11 protein-coding genes are annotated in these 14,694 nt (G+C 69.7%); 4 read left to right on the top strand and 7 right to left on the bottom strand.

The window, feature by feature from the left end; genetic code table 11:
* Window position 1: 1 nt before the first annotated feature.
* Both AB5J62_RS25560 and AB5J62_RS25565 read right to left on the bottom strand, forming a co-directional pair.
* Window positions 2-2,887: a S8 family serine peptidase gene (locus tag AB5J62_RS25560; RefSeq protein WP_370942473.1), complete on the bottom strand. Its 2,886-nt coding sequence runs from the start codon at window positions 2,885-2,887 to the stop codon at window positions 2-4.
* A 218-nt stretch (window positions 2,888-3,105) separates the two neighbouring features.
* A complete protein-coding gene (locus AB5J62_RS25565) occupies window positions 3,106-4,665 on the bottom strand; it encodes a deoxyguanosinetriphosphate triphosphohydrolase family protein (RefSeq protein ID WP_370942474.1) in 1,560 nt (519 codons plus the stop codon).
* A 42-nt stretch (window positions 4,666-4,707) separates the two neighbouring features.
* On the opposite strand from AB5J62_RS25565, the gene AB5J62_RS25570 reads away from it, so the two are divergent.
* Together AB5J62_RS25570 and AB5J62_RS25575 are read left to right on the top strand one after the other, a co-directional pair.
* Window positions 4,708-5,805: a lycopene cyclase family protein gene (locus AB5J62_RS25570; protein ID WP_370942475.1), complete on the top strand. Its 1,098-nt coding sequence runs from the start codon at window positions 4,708-4,710 to the stop codon at window positions 5,803-5,805.
* 73 nt (window positions 5,806-5,878) lie between these two features.
* Window positions 5,879-7,588 carry an EAL domain-containing protein gene (locus AB5J62_RS25575; RefSeq protein WP_370942476.1) on the top strand — a complete coding sequence of 570 codons (1,710 nt, stop codon included), beginning with the start codon at window positions 5,879-5,881 and terminating at the stop codon, window positions 7,586-7,588.
* Here AB5J62_RS25575 and AB5J62_RS25580 read toward each other — a convergent pair.
* The 3 genes from AB5J62_RS25580 to AB5J62_RS25590 form a co-directional block, all read right to left on the bottom strand.
* Window positions 7,572-8,228 carry a response regulator gene (locus tag AB5J62_RS25580; protein WP_370942477.1) on the bottom strand — a complete coding sequence of 219 codons (657 nt, stop codon included), beginning with the start codon at window positions 8,226-8,228 and terminating at the stop codon, window positions 7,572-7,574. The genes AB5J62_RS25575 and AB5J62_RS25580 overlap by 17 nt on opposite strands.
* Window positions 8,222-9,439: a sensor histidine kinase gene (locus AB5J62_RS25585; protein ID WP_370942478.1), complete on the bottom strand. Its 1,218-nt coding sequence runs from the start codon at window positions 9,437-9,439 to the stop codon at window positions 8,222-8,224. Before AB5J62_RS25585 ends, AB5J62_RS25580 begins: the two co-directional genes overlap by 7 nt.
* A 67-nt stretch (window positions 9,440-9,506) precedes the next feature.
* Complete coding sequence (locus AB5J62_RS25590) at window positions 9,507-10,031, bottom strand: snapalysin family zinc-dependent metalloprotease (protein WP_370942479.1); 525 nt, start codon at window positions 10,029-10,031, stop codon at window positions 9,507-9,509.
* A 227-nt stretch (window positions 10,032-10,258) separates the two neighbouring features.
* Between AB5J62_RS25590 and AB5J62_RS25595 the strand changes: the two genes are divergently transcribed.
* Complete coding sequence (locus tag AB5J62_RS25595) at window positions 10,259-12,175, top strand: ABC1 kinase family protein (RefSeq protein WP_370950332.1); 1,917 nt, start codon at window positions 10,259-10,261, stop codon at window positions 12,173-12,175.
* Here AB5J62_RS25595 and lepB read toward each other — a convergent pair.
* Both lepB and AB5J62_RS25605 read right to left on the bottom strand, forming a co-directional pair.
* Entirely contained in the window at window positions 12,099-12,806 is a 708-nt protein-coding gene (lepB, locus tag AB5J62_RS25600) for a signal peptidase I (protein WP_370942480.1), read from the bottom strand. The two genes, AB5J62_RS25595 and lepB, sit on opposite strands and share 77 nt — an antisense overlap.
* 112 nt (window positions 12,807-12,918) lie before the next feature.
* Window positions 12,919-13,251 carry a hypothetical protein gene (locus AB5J62_RS25605; protein ID WP_370942481.1) on the bottom strand — a complete coding sequence of 111 codons (333 nt, stop codon included), beginning with the start codon at window positions 13,249-13,251 and terminating at the stop codon, window positions 12,919-12,921.
* Window positions 13,252-13,447: 196 nt separating this feature from the next.
* Here AB5J62_RS25605 and AB5J62_RS25610 point away from each other — a divergent pair, with 196 nt between their 5' ends.
* Window positions 13,448-14,683 carry a DUF222 domain-containing protein gene (locus tag AB5J62_RS25610; protein WP_370942482.1) on the top strand — a complete coding sequence of 412 codons (1,236 nt, stop codon included), beginning with the start codon at window positions 13,448-13,450 and terminating at the stop codon, window positions 14,681-14,683.
* Window positions 14,684-14,694: the final 11 nt, after the last annotated feature.

Consider the following 14,694-nt stretch of genomic DNA (forward strand, 5'->3'; position numbering starts at 1 on the left):
GCTACTGTGGCTTGACCGGCCCGGTGTGCACACCGCCGGGGCGGCCGGTGGCCGGGCGCTGGGTCGCGCCCGCCTCCGTCGGGGTCACGAACCCGTTGACGTGCAAGGAGACCGAGCGGATGAACCCGGTGTCGCCGCCCGCGGCGTCGACCACGGCGAACGTCCAGGTGCCGTCCGCGACACCGACCAGGCCGGACAGCGGCTGGGTGCCGCGCCAGGTGCCGGTAAACGGGTTGTCACCCGCGGCCACCGAGCTGAACGGGCGGGCCGCGTCGTCGGCGAAGACGACCTTGCACAGGTTGTTGCCGCCGCCGCCGTTGCGCTGGAAGACCGTGGCCTTCTTGCCCGACGGCGAGGTCAGCGTGCCGACCAGGTCACCGACGTACGAGTGGTTCAGGCCCACGGTCGTCGAGTTCTGGTCGCTGCTGCACTCGGTGCCGTCGACCGACAGCGTCAGCTTCGACGCGCGGCCGACACCGGACACCGTGATCGGCACCGAGGCGCCGAGCGGGCTGTTGTCCGGGATCGCCACCGGGGCGCCCGCGTAGGCGAAGTCCTTCGCGACCGGCGACGGCTGGCCGACCGGGATCTGGAAGGTCTGCGTCGTCGGCGAGAGCGAACCGGCGAAGGTCACCTTGGCGTTCAGCACCACCGGGTCGCCCAGCTGCTGCGTGGCGGGCACGGTGATGGTGAAGTCGTTGACACCGGTCTGCCCGGGGCTGATGGTGCCGTAGCTCTTCGAGCGCGGCGCCACCGTGACACCCGGGGTCGGGCTGGTCAGCACGACGCTGACCGACGAGGCGACACCGTCACCGTCGTTGGTCACCGGCAACGTCACCTTGGCCGAGTCGCCCGGGTCGACGTACGCGCCACCGTCGGTCGGGGTGACCGTCGGCTTCGCCGCGATGGCACGCGGCTGGGGGCTGGCGCCGGTGTACTGCAGCACCTTGTCGGCGAGGATGACGCCGGCGCCGGTCAGGTTGTCGACGCCGGGAGCCTCGATGTCGACCGCGGTGTTGATCAGCGCGCTGCGGACCTCCGCGGGCGGCAGGCCCGGGTTGCCCGACAGCACGAGCGCCGCGATGGCCGCCGCGTGCGGCGCCGCCGCCGAGGTGCCGTAGAACGGGTTGAAGCCGCCGACGCTGGTGGACACGCCGTCCGCCGCCGCGATCTCGGGCTTCTGCCGCACCTCACCACCGGTCGAGCTCACGTTCCCCGGTGTGATCGGGGTGCCGTCCGCCTGGTAGAACACGCGGCGCGGGCCGTCCGAGCTGAACCGCTCGGCCTTGCTGCCCGGCCCGTAGGCGGCCGGGTACGGGCCGACCGGGTTCGCCGGGTCGCCCGGCTCGAGCGCACGCGGGAACGCCTTCGCCGCGGGGACGGCGGCGACGCTGAACGCGGCACGCGCGGCCGAGTGACCGAGGGTCACGCCGGGGGTGGCGTAGGCCTTGAGGCCGTCGGCCGAGTCCTTGAACCGGCCACGCAGCGCGGAAAGCGACAGGTAGCGGTTCTCGCCGGAGAACTTCACGATCGCCAGGCGCAGGCCGGCGCCACCGGTGGTGTTGACCCGCTCGTACGGGTCCTCGGTGCCGGTCTGGTTGTTCTGGCTGAAGCTGACGACGTTGCCCGCCGAGTTGATCAGGTACAGGTCGTAGTCGTTGTTCGAGTGACCCAGCGGGTCGGACCAGTGCAGGATCACCGGCACGCCGGAGCCCGAGGCGTCGGAAAGGGGTTCGTAGATCTGCAGCCCGGTGCCCGGCGCGAAGTTGTGCGCGGTGCCCGCGTACTTGCCGATCGGCTTGCCCGAGTCGTTGAAGTCGCCTTCCCAGTGACCCGAGGTGCCGTCGGCGACGTTGCCCTCGTTACCGGCCGAGGAGAAGTACAGCGCGCCCGCCGCGGTCACGTCGTTGACGGCCTGGGCGATGATCCAGTCCTGGAACGGGGATTCCTTGAAGTACAGGACGTCGTCCACGATGATGTCGCAGTGCGCGTCGAAGCGCAGTTTGCGGATGTTGTCCGCGAAGCTGGCGTCGGAGTTGAACGCGGTCGCGAAACCGAGCGCCGCGTTGGGCGCGAGGTCGTGGATGATCTCCAGCATCGCGGTGCCTTCGTCGCCCGAACCTTCTTGGCCGGGGATGACGTCGACACTCGCGGGCAGTTCGCCCTTCGCCTGCGAGGCGGCGAGCGAGTTGACACCGTCGGACAGCGCGCAGACCTTCACGCCGATGCCCGAGATGCCGAACTGCTGGCGGGCGAGGTCAGCGTTGTGCGCCCGGTCGCCCTCACTGGTGATGACCGCGTTGGCGTCGGCGCTGGTGCGCGCCGACTTGGCCGCGGTGGCCTTCTGGATTTCGGCGGTCAGCCGCTTCGAGAGGTCTTCCTTCGACTCCGGCCTGCTGCCGGGGTTCGCCTGGTTCGGACCACCGGGGTTGGCGAGCTGCGAGGCGGTCATCGCACCGTCAGCGACCTCGACCCGGCGGACGTCACTCCGCTGGCTGATTTGCGTCACCGCGTCGAGTGAGAGCTCGGCGCGGATGCTGCCGACCTTTTCGGACACCGCGCGGACGCCGGCGCCGAGCTTGACCAGAGTGTCGAGCAGGTCCTGCGAGACCTTGTCGACCCGGATGTCGACGAGCGTGGTGCCCGCCGGGGAGATTTCGGCCCCAGACTGAAGCTGCGGCACCGCCTGTGCGGACAGCGCGTGCTTCTGGATCTTCTGCTGGACCAGCAGCTTGCTGTCCACTTTGGACTCAGCAGCGGTCAGGTTCTTCTTCATCGCTTGCAGCGCACCGATTTGCTGCGCGGTGTTGTCCGCGATCGCATCGGGCGAGAGCACTGTCTCCGCCGACGCGGCCACGGGCGTGACCAGCCCCAGTGCGGCGATCAACGCCGCTGCCCCGGCCGCGTAGGCCGTGGTTCTTCCCCTAATCGTACGACTTGGACGCACGTACGCCTCCGGTTCTCCAGGCGCGTGCCCCGACTCACGCTCACTGATGCCGATGGTTACCGACTGGATCAACCTAGGTACACGGAGTTCACCACGGCAGCACCCGTTAGAGTGACACCCACTCAGTGGGAGGAACGTTTTTTACGGGATTAGCCCGTTCAGAGCACGAAAGAGTCCGACCAAGGCTGGGAAGCACGCCCGGACAACGCATCCAGGAGCGTCACCGCCTGCTTGTCGGTCAACGAAGCCACGAAGTCGACCACGGCGCGGCCCCGCGCCAGCGCGCGCACGGCGTCGGGTCCGTCCACCCGGTCCCCGGTCGCGCCGACCAGCAATTCCGGCGTGGTGCGGGCGAGTTCGCGATATTCGCCATGTGCAAGTTCCACCAAGTCGTGCAACCTGCGCGGCAGCCGGAACACCTCGTCGCGGTCACCGAGCCACGCTTCGAGCGCGTCGACCAGAGTGGACACCAGCGCCGCCTGCCCGCGCTGGTGCAGCGCGAGATCGGGGCGCAGCAGCACGAACCGGCGATGCACGAACTTCAGCACCTGAACCTCGTGCCATTGCGCGGTGTTCAACGTGACGTGCCCCGACCGCGGCGGCGGCGAGGCGATCAGCGAAACACCTTCCACGAGCCTGGACGTCCACTGCGCGGAGAACGCCGCAGTCGCCTGTTCGGCGTCGAGCGAACCGTCGAAAGCGCTGCCGAGCAGGCCTTCCACCAACGCTTCACGGACACGCGCCACCGCTTCGCCGAACGCGTCGTCGTCGACGATCCACGAGTCCTTCATGTGCAGGCGCCTGCGCAGCCGTTCGAGCGAGTACCCGGGGCGGCGGCTCCGTTCGGACACCGTCGCGTCGTCCAACCGGGACAGTTCGCTGCGATGTTCGGCCCACTCGCCGAGCTCGGCGGCCACGGTCGCGTGCTGCAGCACGCCGATGCGGTGGAAGTCCTGCAGGTCGTGGATGGCGTACGCGATGTCGTCGGCGGTGTCCATCACAGACGCTTCGACCGTCTGCTGCCAGTACTCGATCCTGGCCGCGAACGGCGCGCGCGCCTGCGCGAAGTCGTCGAGTTCGGTCACATAGGCGGAGAACTTGCTCGATCCGGTGCCCGGCGCGTCGTCCGGCTCGGCCGCGCCGCGCGGCGGAACCCCCATCGTGGACGGATGCGGCGACGGCACGTGCAGCCGGGCCCACGGGTACTTGAGCACCGCGGCGCGCACGGCCGAGGTCAGGTCCAGCCCGGCCGCGGACGGCCCTCGCACGTCGGTGGTGGTGATGATCCGGAGCGTCTGCGCGTTGCCCTCGAACCCGTCGGCGAGCCCGAACCGGTTGCGCGCGATGCGGTCCAGCGTCCGCTCGCCGAGATGCCCGAACGGCGGATGCCCGAGATCGTGCGCGAGCGAGGCGGCCTCGACGACGTCCGGGTCGAGCCCGCCGAGCTTCTGCGCCAGGTCGGCGTCGGCCGAGGCGTTGATCCGCTCCGCGATGGCGCGCGCGACCTGCGCGACCTTGATGCTGTGCGTCAGCCGGTTGTGCAGCAGGCCGGAGCCGCCCGCGCTGACCACCTGGGTGACCCCGCCTAGCCTGGCGAAGAACGGCGAGACGGCGATGCGGTCCCGGTCCGCGCGAGACGGGCTGCCCGCCAGGTCGGCGAACCCGGCGGTCTCGCCGTCGGGGTCGCGCCGATGATCACGCGGGTCGAGTGCGGCCATGCGCATCACCGTATCCCTCACGGCCATGATTCGATCGGCGACGTGCCTGATGTCGTGATCGCCGGAGCGGGACCCGCGGGCTGGGCGCTGGCGTCGGCCTGCGCGCGGCTCGGCCTGGACACCACCCTCGTCGACCCTGCGCCTCTTAAGCCTTGGCAAGCCACTTACGGACTGTGGGCCGACGAGTTCCCGGACGTCCCGGTCGCGGCGTCGCCGTCGGTCACGCTCGCGCACGGGACCACCGAGCACCGGCTCGATCGGCGCTATCTGGTGGTGGACAACGCCGCACTTCGTGAATCGCTGACCGACCCGCGGGTGGATGTCCGGATCGGACAGGTCACCGGCGCGGCCGTCGGGCCGCGTGGGGCGACGGTGACCTTGCGCGAGGGCGGCCCGATCGCCGCCGCGGTGGCCGTCGACGCGACGAGTCATCGCCGCGCGCTCTCCGGCGGGCCGGTCCGCTGCACCGAGCAGACCGCGTACGGCGTGAAGCTGAGCGCCGAGGAAGCGTCGCGGCTGGTCCCCGAGGACACCGCCGTCTTCATGGACTGGGGCTCGGCGGGCACCTTTCTCTATGCGCTCCCGCTCGGCGACGGTCGCGTCCTCGTCGAAGAGACCTGCCTCGCGCGCCGCCCGGGACTGCCCGTCGAGGTGCTCGCGGGGCGGCTGCACGCCCGGCTGGCCGCCGCCGGGATCGCCGTGCCCGACGACGTGGAACGCGTGCGCATCCCGCTGGACCTGCCGCGTCCGCGTGGTCTCGCGTTCGGTGTCGCCGCCGGGCTCGTGCATCCGGCGACGGGATACAGCCTCGCGGCTTCGCTCCAGCTCGCCCCTTTTGTCGCCTCGGCGCTGGCGGACGGGCTGGGCGTGAACCCGGTCGCCGCCGTGCGCGCCGCGCGCGACGTGATCTGGTCGCCGCGTGCCCGAGCCGTGCACGCGTTGCGCCGCTACGGTCTGCGTGCGCTGCTGCGGATGCCGCCGGACCGTCTCGCCGAGTTCTTCGAACTGTTCTTCCGGCTGCCGATCAAGAGCCAGCGGGCGTTCACCTCCGGCCGCGAAGATCTCACCGGCACCGCCACGATGATGGCGGAACTTTTCCGTACGGCCCCGTGGGCGGTCCGGCGGCTGCTGATCGGGTGAACGCCGATGCCAACGAAATGAACATCAGCCGACTTCGATTTCCCTTTCGCCTGGCAGCGGCCACCATCGAAACGTGGGTATCGCCGCGAGTGTCCTCGAGAACACGGTCCGGTTCGCCTTCCAGCCGCTCTACAGCCTGCACTCCGGCGGCGTCGTCGCGCTGGAAGCGCTGGCGCGCCCCGACAAGGGGACGGCGCGCGGCATGCTGGCCACCGCCAGCCGCGAAGGCAGGCTCACCGAGACCGACATCGCGCTGGCCGCCGAGGCGGTCAAGCAGGAAGCCGAGCACCACACGCTCCTGCCACTGCACATCAACCTGACCGCGCCGTCGCTCGCCGCGCCCAAGCACGACTTCGAGCCGCTGCTCGAGGCACTGCTCAACGCGGGCAGGCGCACCCGTGAGGTCGTGCTCGAAATCGGGCCGCCGTTCTCCTACCTCAGGGCCGACAAGGCGCTCGCGGGCATGCAGCGGCTCAGCGAACTCGGCTTCCGCCTCGCGCTCGACGGCCTCGGCCAGGGCGACCTCCCACTCGGCCTGCTCTCCACCGCGCCGATCGACCTGCTCAAACTCGACCGCAGCGTGCTGCGCAGGCTGCCGGACGACCCGTCGGCCATCGCCGTGGTCGAGGCGCTGCTGCACTTCACCTCCCGCACGCACACCCGGCTCGTCGCCACCGGCATCGAGACCGAGGAGCAGCTCGACGCCGCGGGCAAGCTCGGCGTCCGCATCGCGCAGGGCCATCTCTTCGCGCCGGCCGGTCCCGAGCTCGAACTCGCCGGCCTGACCGGCGCGGCCATGCCCGAGCCCGACCAGCGGCTCGCGCCGGGCCCGCACACCGCGCCCCGCGTCCGCGATTTCCTGCGCCCGGCGAGCACCCTGCCGTCGACGGCGACCTGTGAGGACGTCCGCGAGGTGCTGGCGGCGGCCGACGGGCCGTCCGGCATCGTCGGCGTCGACGAGCACTACCGTCCACAATGGTCGATCAACCGCACGCGTTTCCTTTTGGCCGTAACAGGTCCGTACGGCCACGCGCTGCACGCCAAGCGCGGCGCCGAGCGCCTCGCCGACGCGCCGCACACCATTCACGCCGAGGCGAGCGCGCTCGAGTTCCTGGAGCTGGTGACCGACGCCGACTGGAGCCGCACCGGCGACGACGTGATCGTCGTCGACGACACCGGCCGCTGCCTCGGCGTCGTGCTGGTGACCGAGGTCGTGCGCGGCGTCGCCGAGGTCAAGGTCGAGGAGGCCGCGGCGCTGAGCCCGCTCACCCGGCTGCCCGGCAGCGACACGGTGGCCCGCGACGTCGACCGCCGTATCGCGCAGGGCGAGCCGTTCGTGGCGGCCTGGCTCGATGTGGACTCGTTCAAGACGGTCAACGACACCATGGGGTTCGCGGCGGGCGACGACCTGATCCGCGCGCTCGGCCGCACGCTCACCGAGCTGGCCTCGCGCATGCGCCGGATGACCGTCAGCCACGTCGGCGGCGACGATTTCCTGGTCGCCTGCGACGTCGACGAGATCGGCACCGTCGCGGGCACGCTGCTGGACACCCCGTGGTCGGCCGAAGGCATGCCGGTGACGGTGTCGCTGGCGACGCTCGTGTGCGGCAGCCGCACGATCGGGTCCTATCGCGAAGTGTCCCGCCTGCTCGCGCCGCTGAAGAAGCGCGCGAAGGCCGTGCCGGGGTCGAGCTGGGTGCTCGGCAGGCCGGGCGCCGACCGCATCGAGGTCATGCGCGGCATCGGCAAGCAACGCGACCGGCGGCTCACTCAGCCGGCGTGACGAACCCCGACTCGTAGGCCCGGATCACGGCCTGCGTGCGATCGCGCGCGCCGAGCTTCGCGAGCACGTTGCCGACGTGGGTCTTGACCGTTTGCACGCCGAGGAAGAGCGCGCTCGCGATCTCTCCATTGGACAGCCCGCTCGCGACCAGCCGCAGCACTTCCCGCTCGCGCTCGGTGAGGTTCGCGCGCGCCAGCCGATCGCCGCCCGGCTGGCTGTTCCCGGCCGCCAGCCGCCGGATCGCCGCCGGGAACAGCAGCGACTCCCCCGCGTGCACCGTCCGGATGGCGCCGACGATCTCCTCGCCCCGCGCGCGCTTGAGCACGAATCCGCTCGCGCCGACCCGCAGCGCGTCGTAGACGTAGTCGTCGTTCTCGAAGGTGGTCACCACGATCACCTTCGGCGGCTTTTCGGTGGCGGACAGCAGATGCGCGGTCGCGGTGATGCCGTCCACGTCGGCCATCCGCACGTCCATCAGCACCACGTCCGGCCGCAGTTTCGCCACCAGGCCCGGTACCTCGGCGCCGTCGGCCGCCTCGCCGACCACCGCGAGATCCGGCTCGGAGTCGACGATCGCCCGCAGCCCGGCCCTGATCAGCTGCTCGTCGTCGACCAGCAGCACCCCGATCGTGCTCACCATGCCAGCCTCACCCGCACCTCCCAGCGATCGCCTTCACGCCCTGCCGTGAACTCCCCGCGCAGCACCTCGACCCGTTCCGCGATCCCCCGCAGTCCCCGGCCGCCGGAGCGCCGCGCGCCGGGTTCGGCGGCGCCCAGCGGATTGCCGACCGTGATCTCCAGCCGTCCCGGCGCGGCGTCGACGACCAGCCCGACCGGGACCTTACCGGCGTGCCGCAGCACATTGGTCAGGCATTCCTGCACGATCCGGTAAGCCTCCCGCGACACCACTGGCGGCACCGCGGTCAGGTCACCACGAAGGTCGGCTTCGACGTCGATCCCGGCGAGTCCCGTCGCCTGCAACAACGAGGGCAGCTCGGCGAGCCCCGCCTGCGGCGTCCGCGTCTGCCGGGATTCCTCCCGCAGCAGCCCGAGCACATGGTCGAGATCGTCGAGCGCCGACCTCGCGGATTCCTCGATGGCTTCCAGCGCCTTCTCGGTGAATTCGAGATCGGTGCGCAGCGTGCGCCGTGCGGCGCCTGCCTGGATGGTCACCACGCTCAGTGCGTGCCCGACCGAATCGTGCAGCTCGCGTGCGAGCCGGTTGCGCTCGGCGAGCTGCCCGGCGCGGCGTTCCAGTTGCGCGATCCGCTCGGCGGCGGTCACGTCGAACAGCCGCCGCGCGGCTTTGGCGAGCATGCCGCCCGCCGCCCACACAAGGTAGATCAGCGCGATGAGCGAAACGAACAGCAAGGCGGGCAGCCAGGTGCCCGCCCATCCTTTTTGGACCTTGGTGGTGTCGGGACCGGTGCCGATCGACAGTTCGCCGGTGAACAGCCCTGCGACGGAAAACGCCAGCAGCACAGGCAAAGCGAGACTGAGCAGGCTGACGACGCCGCCGACGAGCACGTGCGCCATGAACATCGCGGCCATGCGCACCCGGCCGGTGCCTTTGCCGAACGTCGCGTCCGGCACCGGATCGTCGAGCATCTCCCGGATCGCGGCGCCTTCGAGCACCCGCACGGCGGGGATCAGCGAGGACGCGGCCATCACCACGAGCGCGAGCCCGCCGCCGATCGGCAGCGCGTACCCGAAACTCGTGACCACCGGCAGCAGCGAAGGCGCCAGCACCGACGCGAGCAGCAGGTACGGCACGAGCAACGCACCGCCGAGGATGAAGTACGTCCATCGGCGGTACGTCGCCCGGTCGAGCACCGGCCCCAGTATCCGCACGTCATGATCGTCGCAGACGCGCGAACCGGTCGCCTCACTCCAGGGAGGGAACTATCTCGGGAGGGATCTAGGAGACGGTCTTGAACTCCTGAGCGGCGGCGGTCAGCCCGTTGATGAAGTTCTGCTTCACCTGCGCGGATTCCCTCGCGTCCGGCTTGGCGTTCAGGCACGACGTGCCGGGGCCGTGGCCGGACATGAGCTCCGAGCACGGCCCGGTGTAGTGGTCGGGCAGGCCCAGGTTGTGGCCGATCTCGTGCGCGATGATCCGGGTCGGGCTGTACTGGCCCGCCTGCACGGTGTCGATCACGATCGTGCCGCGCCCGTGGCCGTTGGTGTTCGTGTACGAGCCGCCACCGCTGACCTGGCGGAAGGTGATGGTGCCGGTGCTGCGCTTCACCAGCTTCACGTTCGGCACGGCGGCGTTCCAGTTGGCGATGGACTGGTCGAGCTGCGCCTGATAGCCCGGCAGGCCCGCCGGGTTGAGGTAGATGGTGGTGGTGACCGCCGCCTCCGCGCCGGGTGCGGAGACCAGCACCGGTGCCGCGATGGCCATGGCGACCCCGAATGCGCGCGCGAAACCCCGTCCGTTCATTGTTTTCTCCCCTTCACTGCCTGGGCGGAATGTGGGAAAGAAAGCAACCGCGCTCGACGACGTTAGGGCTCGATTCATGACGACGGCCACGTCCGAAAGTAGGGGACTCACTCCCGAGAGGGAGGTGCGCCCACCTCGGGTACCGGGCGCACGCGGCGATTCGATGGTCTGATCTCGCGGTGACCTCGTTGCTGCTCGGGCTGCTGACCCTGCCGACCTACCTGCTGATGCTGTGGCCGCTGGTCGCCGCGTCCCGCCGGGTCCTCGGCGTGCACATCCGCGCGTCGCGCGCGCTGCTCGGCGCCGGCTTCGGCTGGCTGACCGCGGGCGGGGTGCTGGCCGCGATGCCGCAGGACGCGATCCGGAACCCGAAACTCTTCGCCGCGCTGCTGATTCCCGTGGCGGGCAGCGCTTTCCTCGCGACGCTGCTGTTCCTCTTCGTCGCCGAGTTCGCGGCGCCGAGCGGCGAAGGCATCGGCCTGCTCGGCCGCCTTCGGTCGGTCCGCAACCGCATCGGCCGCGCCCGCCGCTACTCGCAGATCAGCCGGATCGCGGTGCGCCACGGCCTCGGCCCGTACCTCACCGGCCGCCGCGACCCCGGCGCCGCGCGCTACGCGAAATTGGCCCGTTCCCTGCGCCAAGCCCTCGAGGAAAGCGGAGTCACCTTTGTCAAACTTGGGCAATTGCTGTCGACTCGTCCTGATTTGCTACCGCCGGTTTTCATCGACGAATTGAGCAAACTGCAAGACCAGGTCGCCCAAGCACCCGCGGCCGAAGTGCAGCAGCTCCTGCGTGACGAACTCGGCGCGCCTCCCGAAGAGGTCTTCGCCGAATTCGACCCCACGCCCCTCGCCGCAGCGTCCATCGCCCAGGTCTACCGCGCGAAACTGCGCTCCGGCGAGGAAGTGGTCGTCAAGGTCCAGCGCCCCGGCGTCCAGCAGATCGTCGACCGCGACCTCGACATCGTCCGCCGCGTCGCCGCCTCACTCGACCAGCGCGCGAAATGGGCGCAGGCGCTCGGCGTCATCGACCTCGCCGAAGGCTTCGCCGAGGCACTGGCCGAAGAGCTCGACTTCCGCGTCGAGGCCCGCAACATCGCGGCCGTGTCCGCGGCCTACGACTCCGCCGAGATCGGCCTGCCCACCGTCCACAAAGAACTGTCCACGGACCGCGTGCTGGTCATGCGCCGCCTCGACGGCGTCCCGCTCGCCGCCGCGAAGAACACCGTGCCCGCCGAAAACCGTGCGGCGCTGGCCAAGTCCCTTCTCGATTGCCTGCTGCGCCAGGTGATGCTGCACGGGGTGTTCCACGCGGACCCCCATCCCGGCAACGTGCTCCTGCTCGCCGACGGCAGGCTCGGCCTCCTCGACTTCGGTTCGGTCGGCAGACTGGACTCCAGCCTGCGCGGCGGCCTCCAGAACCTCCTGCTCGCACTCGACCGAGGCGACGCCGCCGCCATGCGCGACGGCCTGCTCGAGATCGTCGACCGCCCCGACGAGATCGACGAGCGCCGCCTCGAACGCGCACTCGGCGCGCTGGTCGCCAAGCACTTCCACCACGGCCAGGCCCCGGACGTCGAGATGTTCACCGACCTGTTCCGCGTGGTCGCCGAGTTCAGGCTCGCCGTACCCGCTCCGGTCGCGGCGGTGTTCCGCGCACTCGCCACGATGGAGGGCACCCTCGCACTGCTCTCGCCGGGCTTCGACATCGTCGTCGAATCACGCGCCTTCGCGACCGCGCGGATCGGCGCGGGCCTGCGCCCGGATTCCCTGCGCCGCACCGTGTCCGACGAGCTCATGACGTTGCTCCCGGTGATCCGCCGCCTCCCCCGCCGCTTGGACCGCATCGGCAGCGCGCTCGAGGAGGGCAGGCTTTCGGTCAACGTCCGCCTGTTCTCCGACGAGCGCGACCGCAAGGTGATCACCGGCCTGGTGCACGAGCTCCTGCTCGCGTTCGTCGGCGCCGCGACCGGCCTCATGGCGGTGCTGCTGCTGACGAGCACCGGCGGCCCGCGCGTCACGGCGAACCTCACACTCAACCAAGCATTCGGCTACAACCTCCTGGTGATCAGCGCCCTGGTGGGCCTGCGGCTGCTTTTCGTCGTCTTCCGGCAGCACGGACCGCGAACACGAGCACCCCGATGACACCGACACCCGCGACGATCCCGCCGAGCATCACCAGCGTCCGCAGCCCGGCCAACTCAGTGTCCACATCGGACTTGGCGCCCAGCCCGGCGTCGGCGAACACCGGCGTCGGCTCCAGCATCGTCGGTGTCATGACGTTCCCGGTCGCGACCACGCGGCCGCGCAGGTCCGACAGCTTGACGCTCCCACCGCCGGACTCGTTGGCGGACAGCCGCGAATCGGCGGCGGCACCACGGTCGTCACCGGCCAGGAACACCGAGTCCGGGGCCACCGTGGTCTCGAACTCCATTTGACCCAGGTCCGGGATGGTCGCGTACGGCTCGACGATCTCCTTGCCGTTCACGCGGATGTGTCCCTTTTCCGCGCAGCACGCGATCTTGTCCCCGGCAACGCCGATGATCCGAGTGACACCCATGCCCTGAGGCGTAGTGGGCTGCCCGGTAAGCGCGCCCAAGTCCACGATCACGATGTCCCCGCGCCGGTACTCGGTCGTGTCCTTGGCGAGCAGCATGGAGGTCTTGGTGAAAGTCGACCCCATGGCGCCGCCCGAGTACGCCAGCCGCTGGTAACCGAGCATGCTCACGAAGCCGTACCCGGCCAAGCCGAGCCCGACGAGGGTCACGACGATCATGGACAACAGCGCCACGGGCAACCGTCTTTTGGACACCGGGCGAGGAGGTGGGCTGAACGCGTTTTCGATCACTCCCGCATCTTAAGTACGTGGTCCGACAATTCGGGGCGGATCAGGCCAGCCGCACGCGCTCGTCGATCAGATGCGTCGGCTCACCGAGAGAATGGCCATCCACCGCGACGTTGAGTGTGTCGAGGCGGTAGCTCCAGGAGCCATCGCAACATCCGACGAAACGGTAGTTGATCTGCCAGCTCAGCCGCTCGCCCTTCGCCAGCCGGACCAGCGGCGGGCGGTAACGCCGAAACGGCTGACCGCGCGAGGAGAGGTGAGGTCGGACGTGAAGCAGACCGTCTTCCTCCCGCAGCAGCACATCCGCCGGAAGTTCCGCGCCCGTACTCATGCGCGGCTCGAACCCATCCCGCTCATCCATCAGCACTTCATGCACCGATTGCCCACGCGGCAAGGGAAACACAGTCGGGACGACATTCCGCCGCGCGGTTCCAGCTCCGCCTCGTGACGCCTTGGTCCACGACGTGCGCACCCACTGGACCCGTAACTCCATCGAGTGATTCTCGCACTTTTGTACGCCATGCGCACAGATTTTGTGGCGGCCAGTGTCTTATGTCTCTACATTCGAACTTGTGAGCGAACCACGAAGACACAGTCCCTACACAGGCCAGCCGCCCTCGGCGCTTCTCACGGCAGACCTGTCCCTACTGAGCGCCGATGAACACCTCAACGTGATCGCCGCGGCCGACGAAGCCCGGTCGATGGCCGAAGCCGCGTACCTGCGCGGTGTCAACGGCTTCGCCGAGTCGATCGACGACCCGCGAGAGGCCGTGGACCTCCTGGCGGTGGAGCGCAAGATCTCCACCGTACGCGCGGACCGCGACATCTCCTTGGCACACAAGCTGCTCCACCTGCTCCCCTCGACCTTCGCGGCGCTGGCCGACGGCAGGCTCAACCGCGCCCGCGTCGACATGATCGACCGCGCCACCCAAGGCTTGTCCGACGAGACCGCCCGCGCCGTCGACGACGCGATCAGCAGGCTGGCCTGGCTCAAGAACCCACAGCAGCTCGGCTATCTGTTGCGCCGCACCATCCTCGCCATCGACCCACTCGGAGCAGCCCGCCGCCGGGCCGCGGCGAAGAAGAACCGCAACGTCTCCGTCGAAAACGACTACGACGGAATGGCCACTCAGCACTGGCACGACACGGCCGAGAACGTCCTCGCGGTCCAAGACCGCATCGACACCATCGCCCGCGAGTTCAACCACAAAGGCGATCCACGCTCGATGGACGAACTCCGCGCCGACATCCTGCGAGACCTGTTGCTGGGCAAGTACTCCAGCAAAACCGTCGCCCACGTCTACGTCACAGGCAACGCCTCGACCATCCTCGGCCTCGACAACCTCCCCGGCACAGTCCGTGGCCATGGCGCCATCACCGCCGACCAGCTCCGCGAGATCGCGTTGGGCCTTCAAGCCACTTGGACCGGTGTCCTCGTCGACGACGGCGGCTTCCCCAAGAAGATGGCCGAGGAGAAGTACCGCCCCAGCGCGGCGCTCAAGGAATTCGTCCAACTTCGCGACAACACGTGCACCTTCCCGGCGTGCGACCGAGTCGCCGACAAGACCGACTACGACCACCTGAAGCCGTGGAACCGCAACGGTCCTACCGACAGCGACAACGGCCGCTGCGAATGCCGGCGCCATCACCGCGCCAAGCATTCCGGCCGCTGGAAGGTCGAGGTCGGATCCGACGGCGAGGACATCTGGACCTCGGCCACCACCCTGCGCAGCTACTCGAAGGCCCGCGAGCCGCTGGTCTACGCGATGCCGACGAGCCCGATCACCGAAGACTCAGAGCCGTCCTGACAAGCCAACGT

The organism is Amycolatopsis sp. cg5, assembly GCF_041346955.1.
Classification (GTDB): domain Bacteria; phylum Actinomycetota; class Actinomycetes; order Mycobacteriales; family Pseudonocardiaceae; genus Amycolatopsis.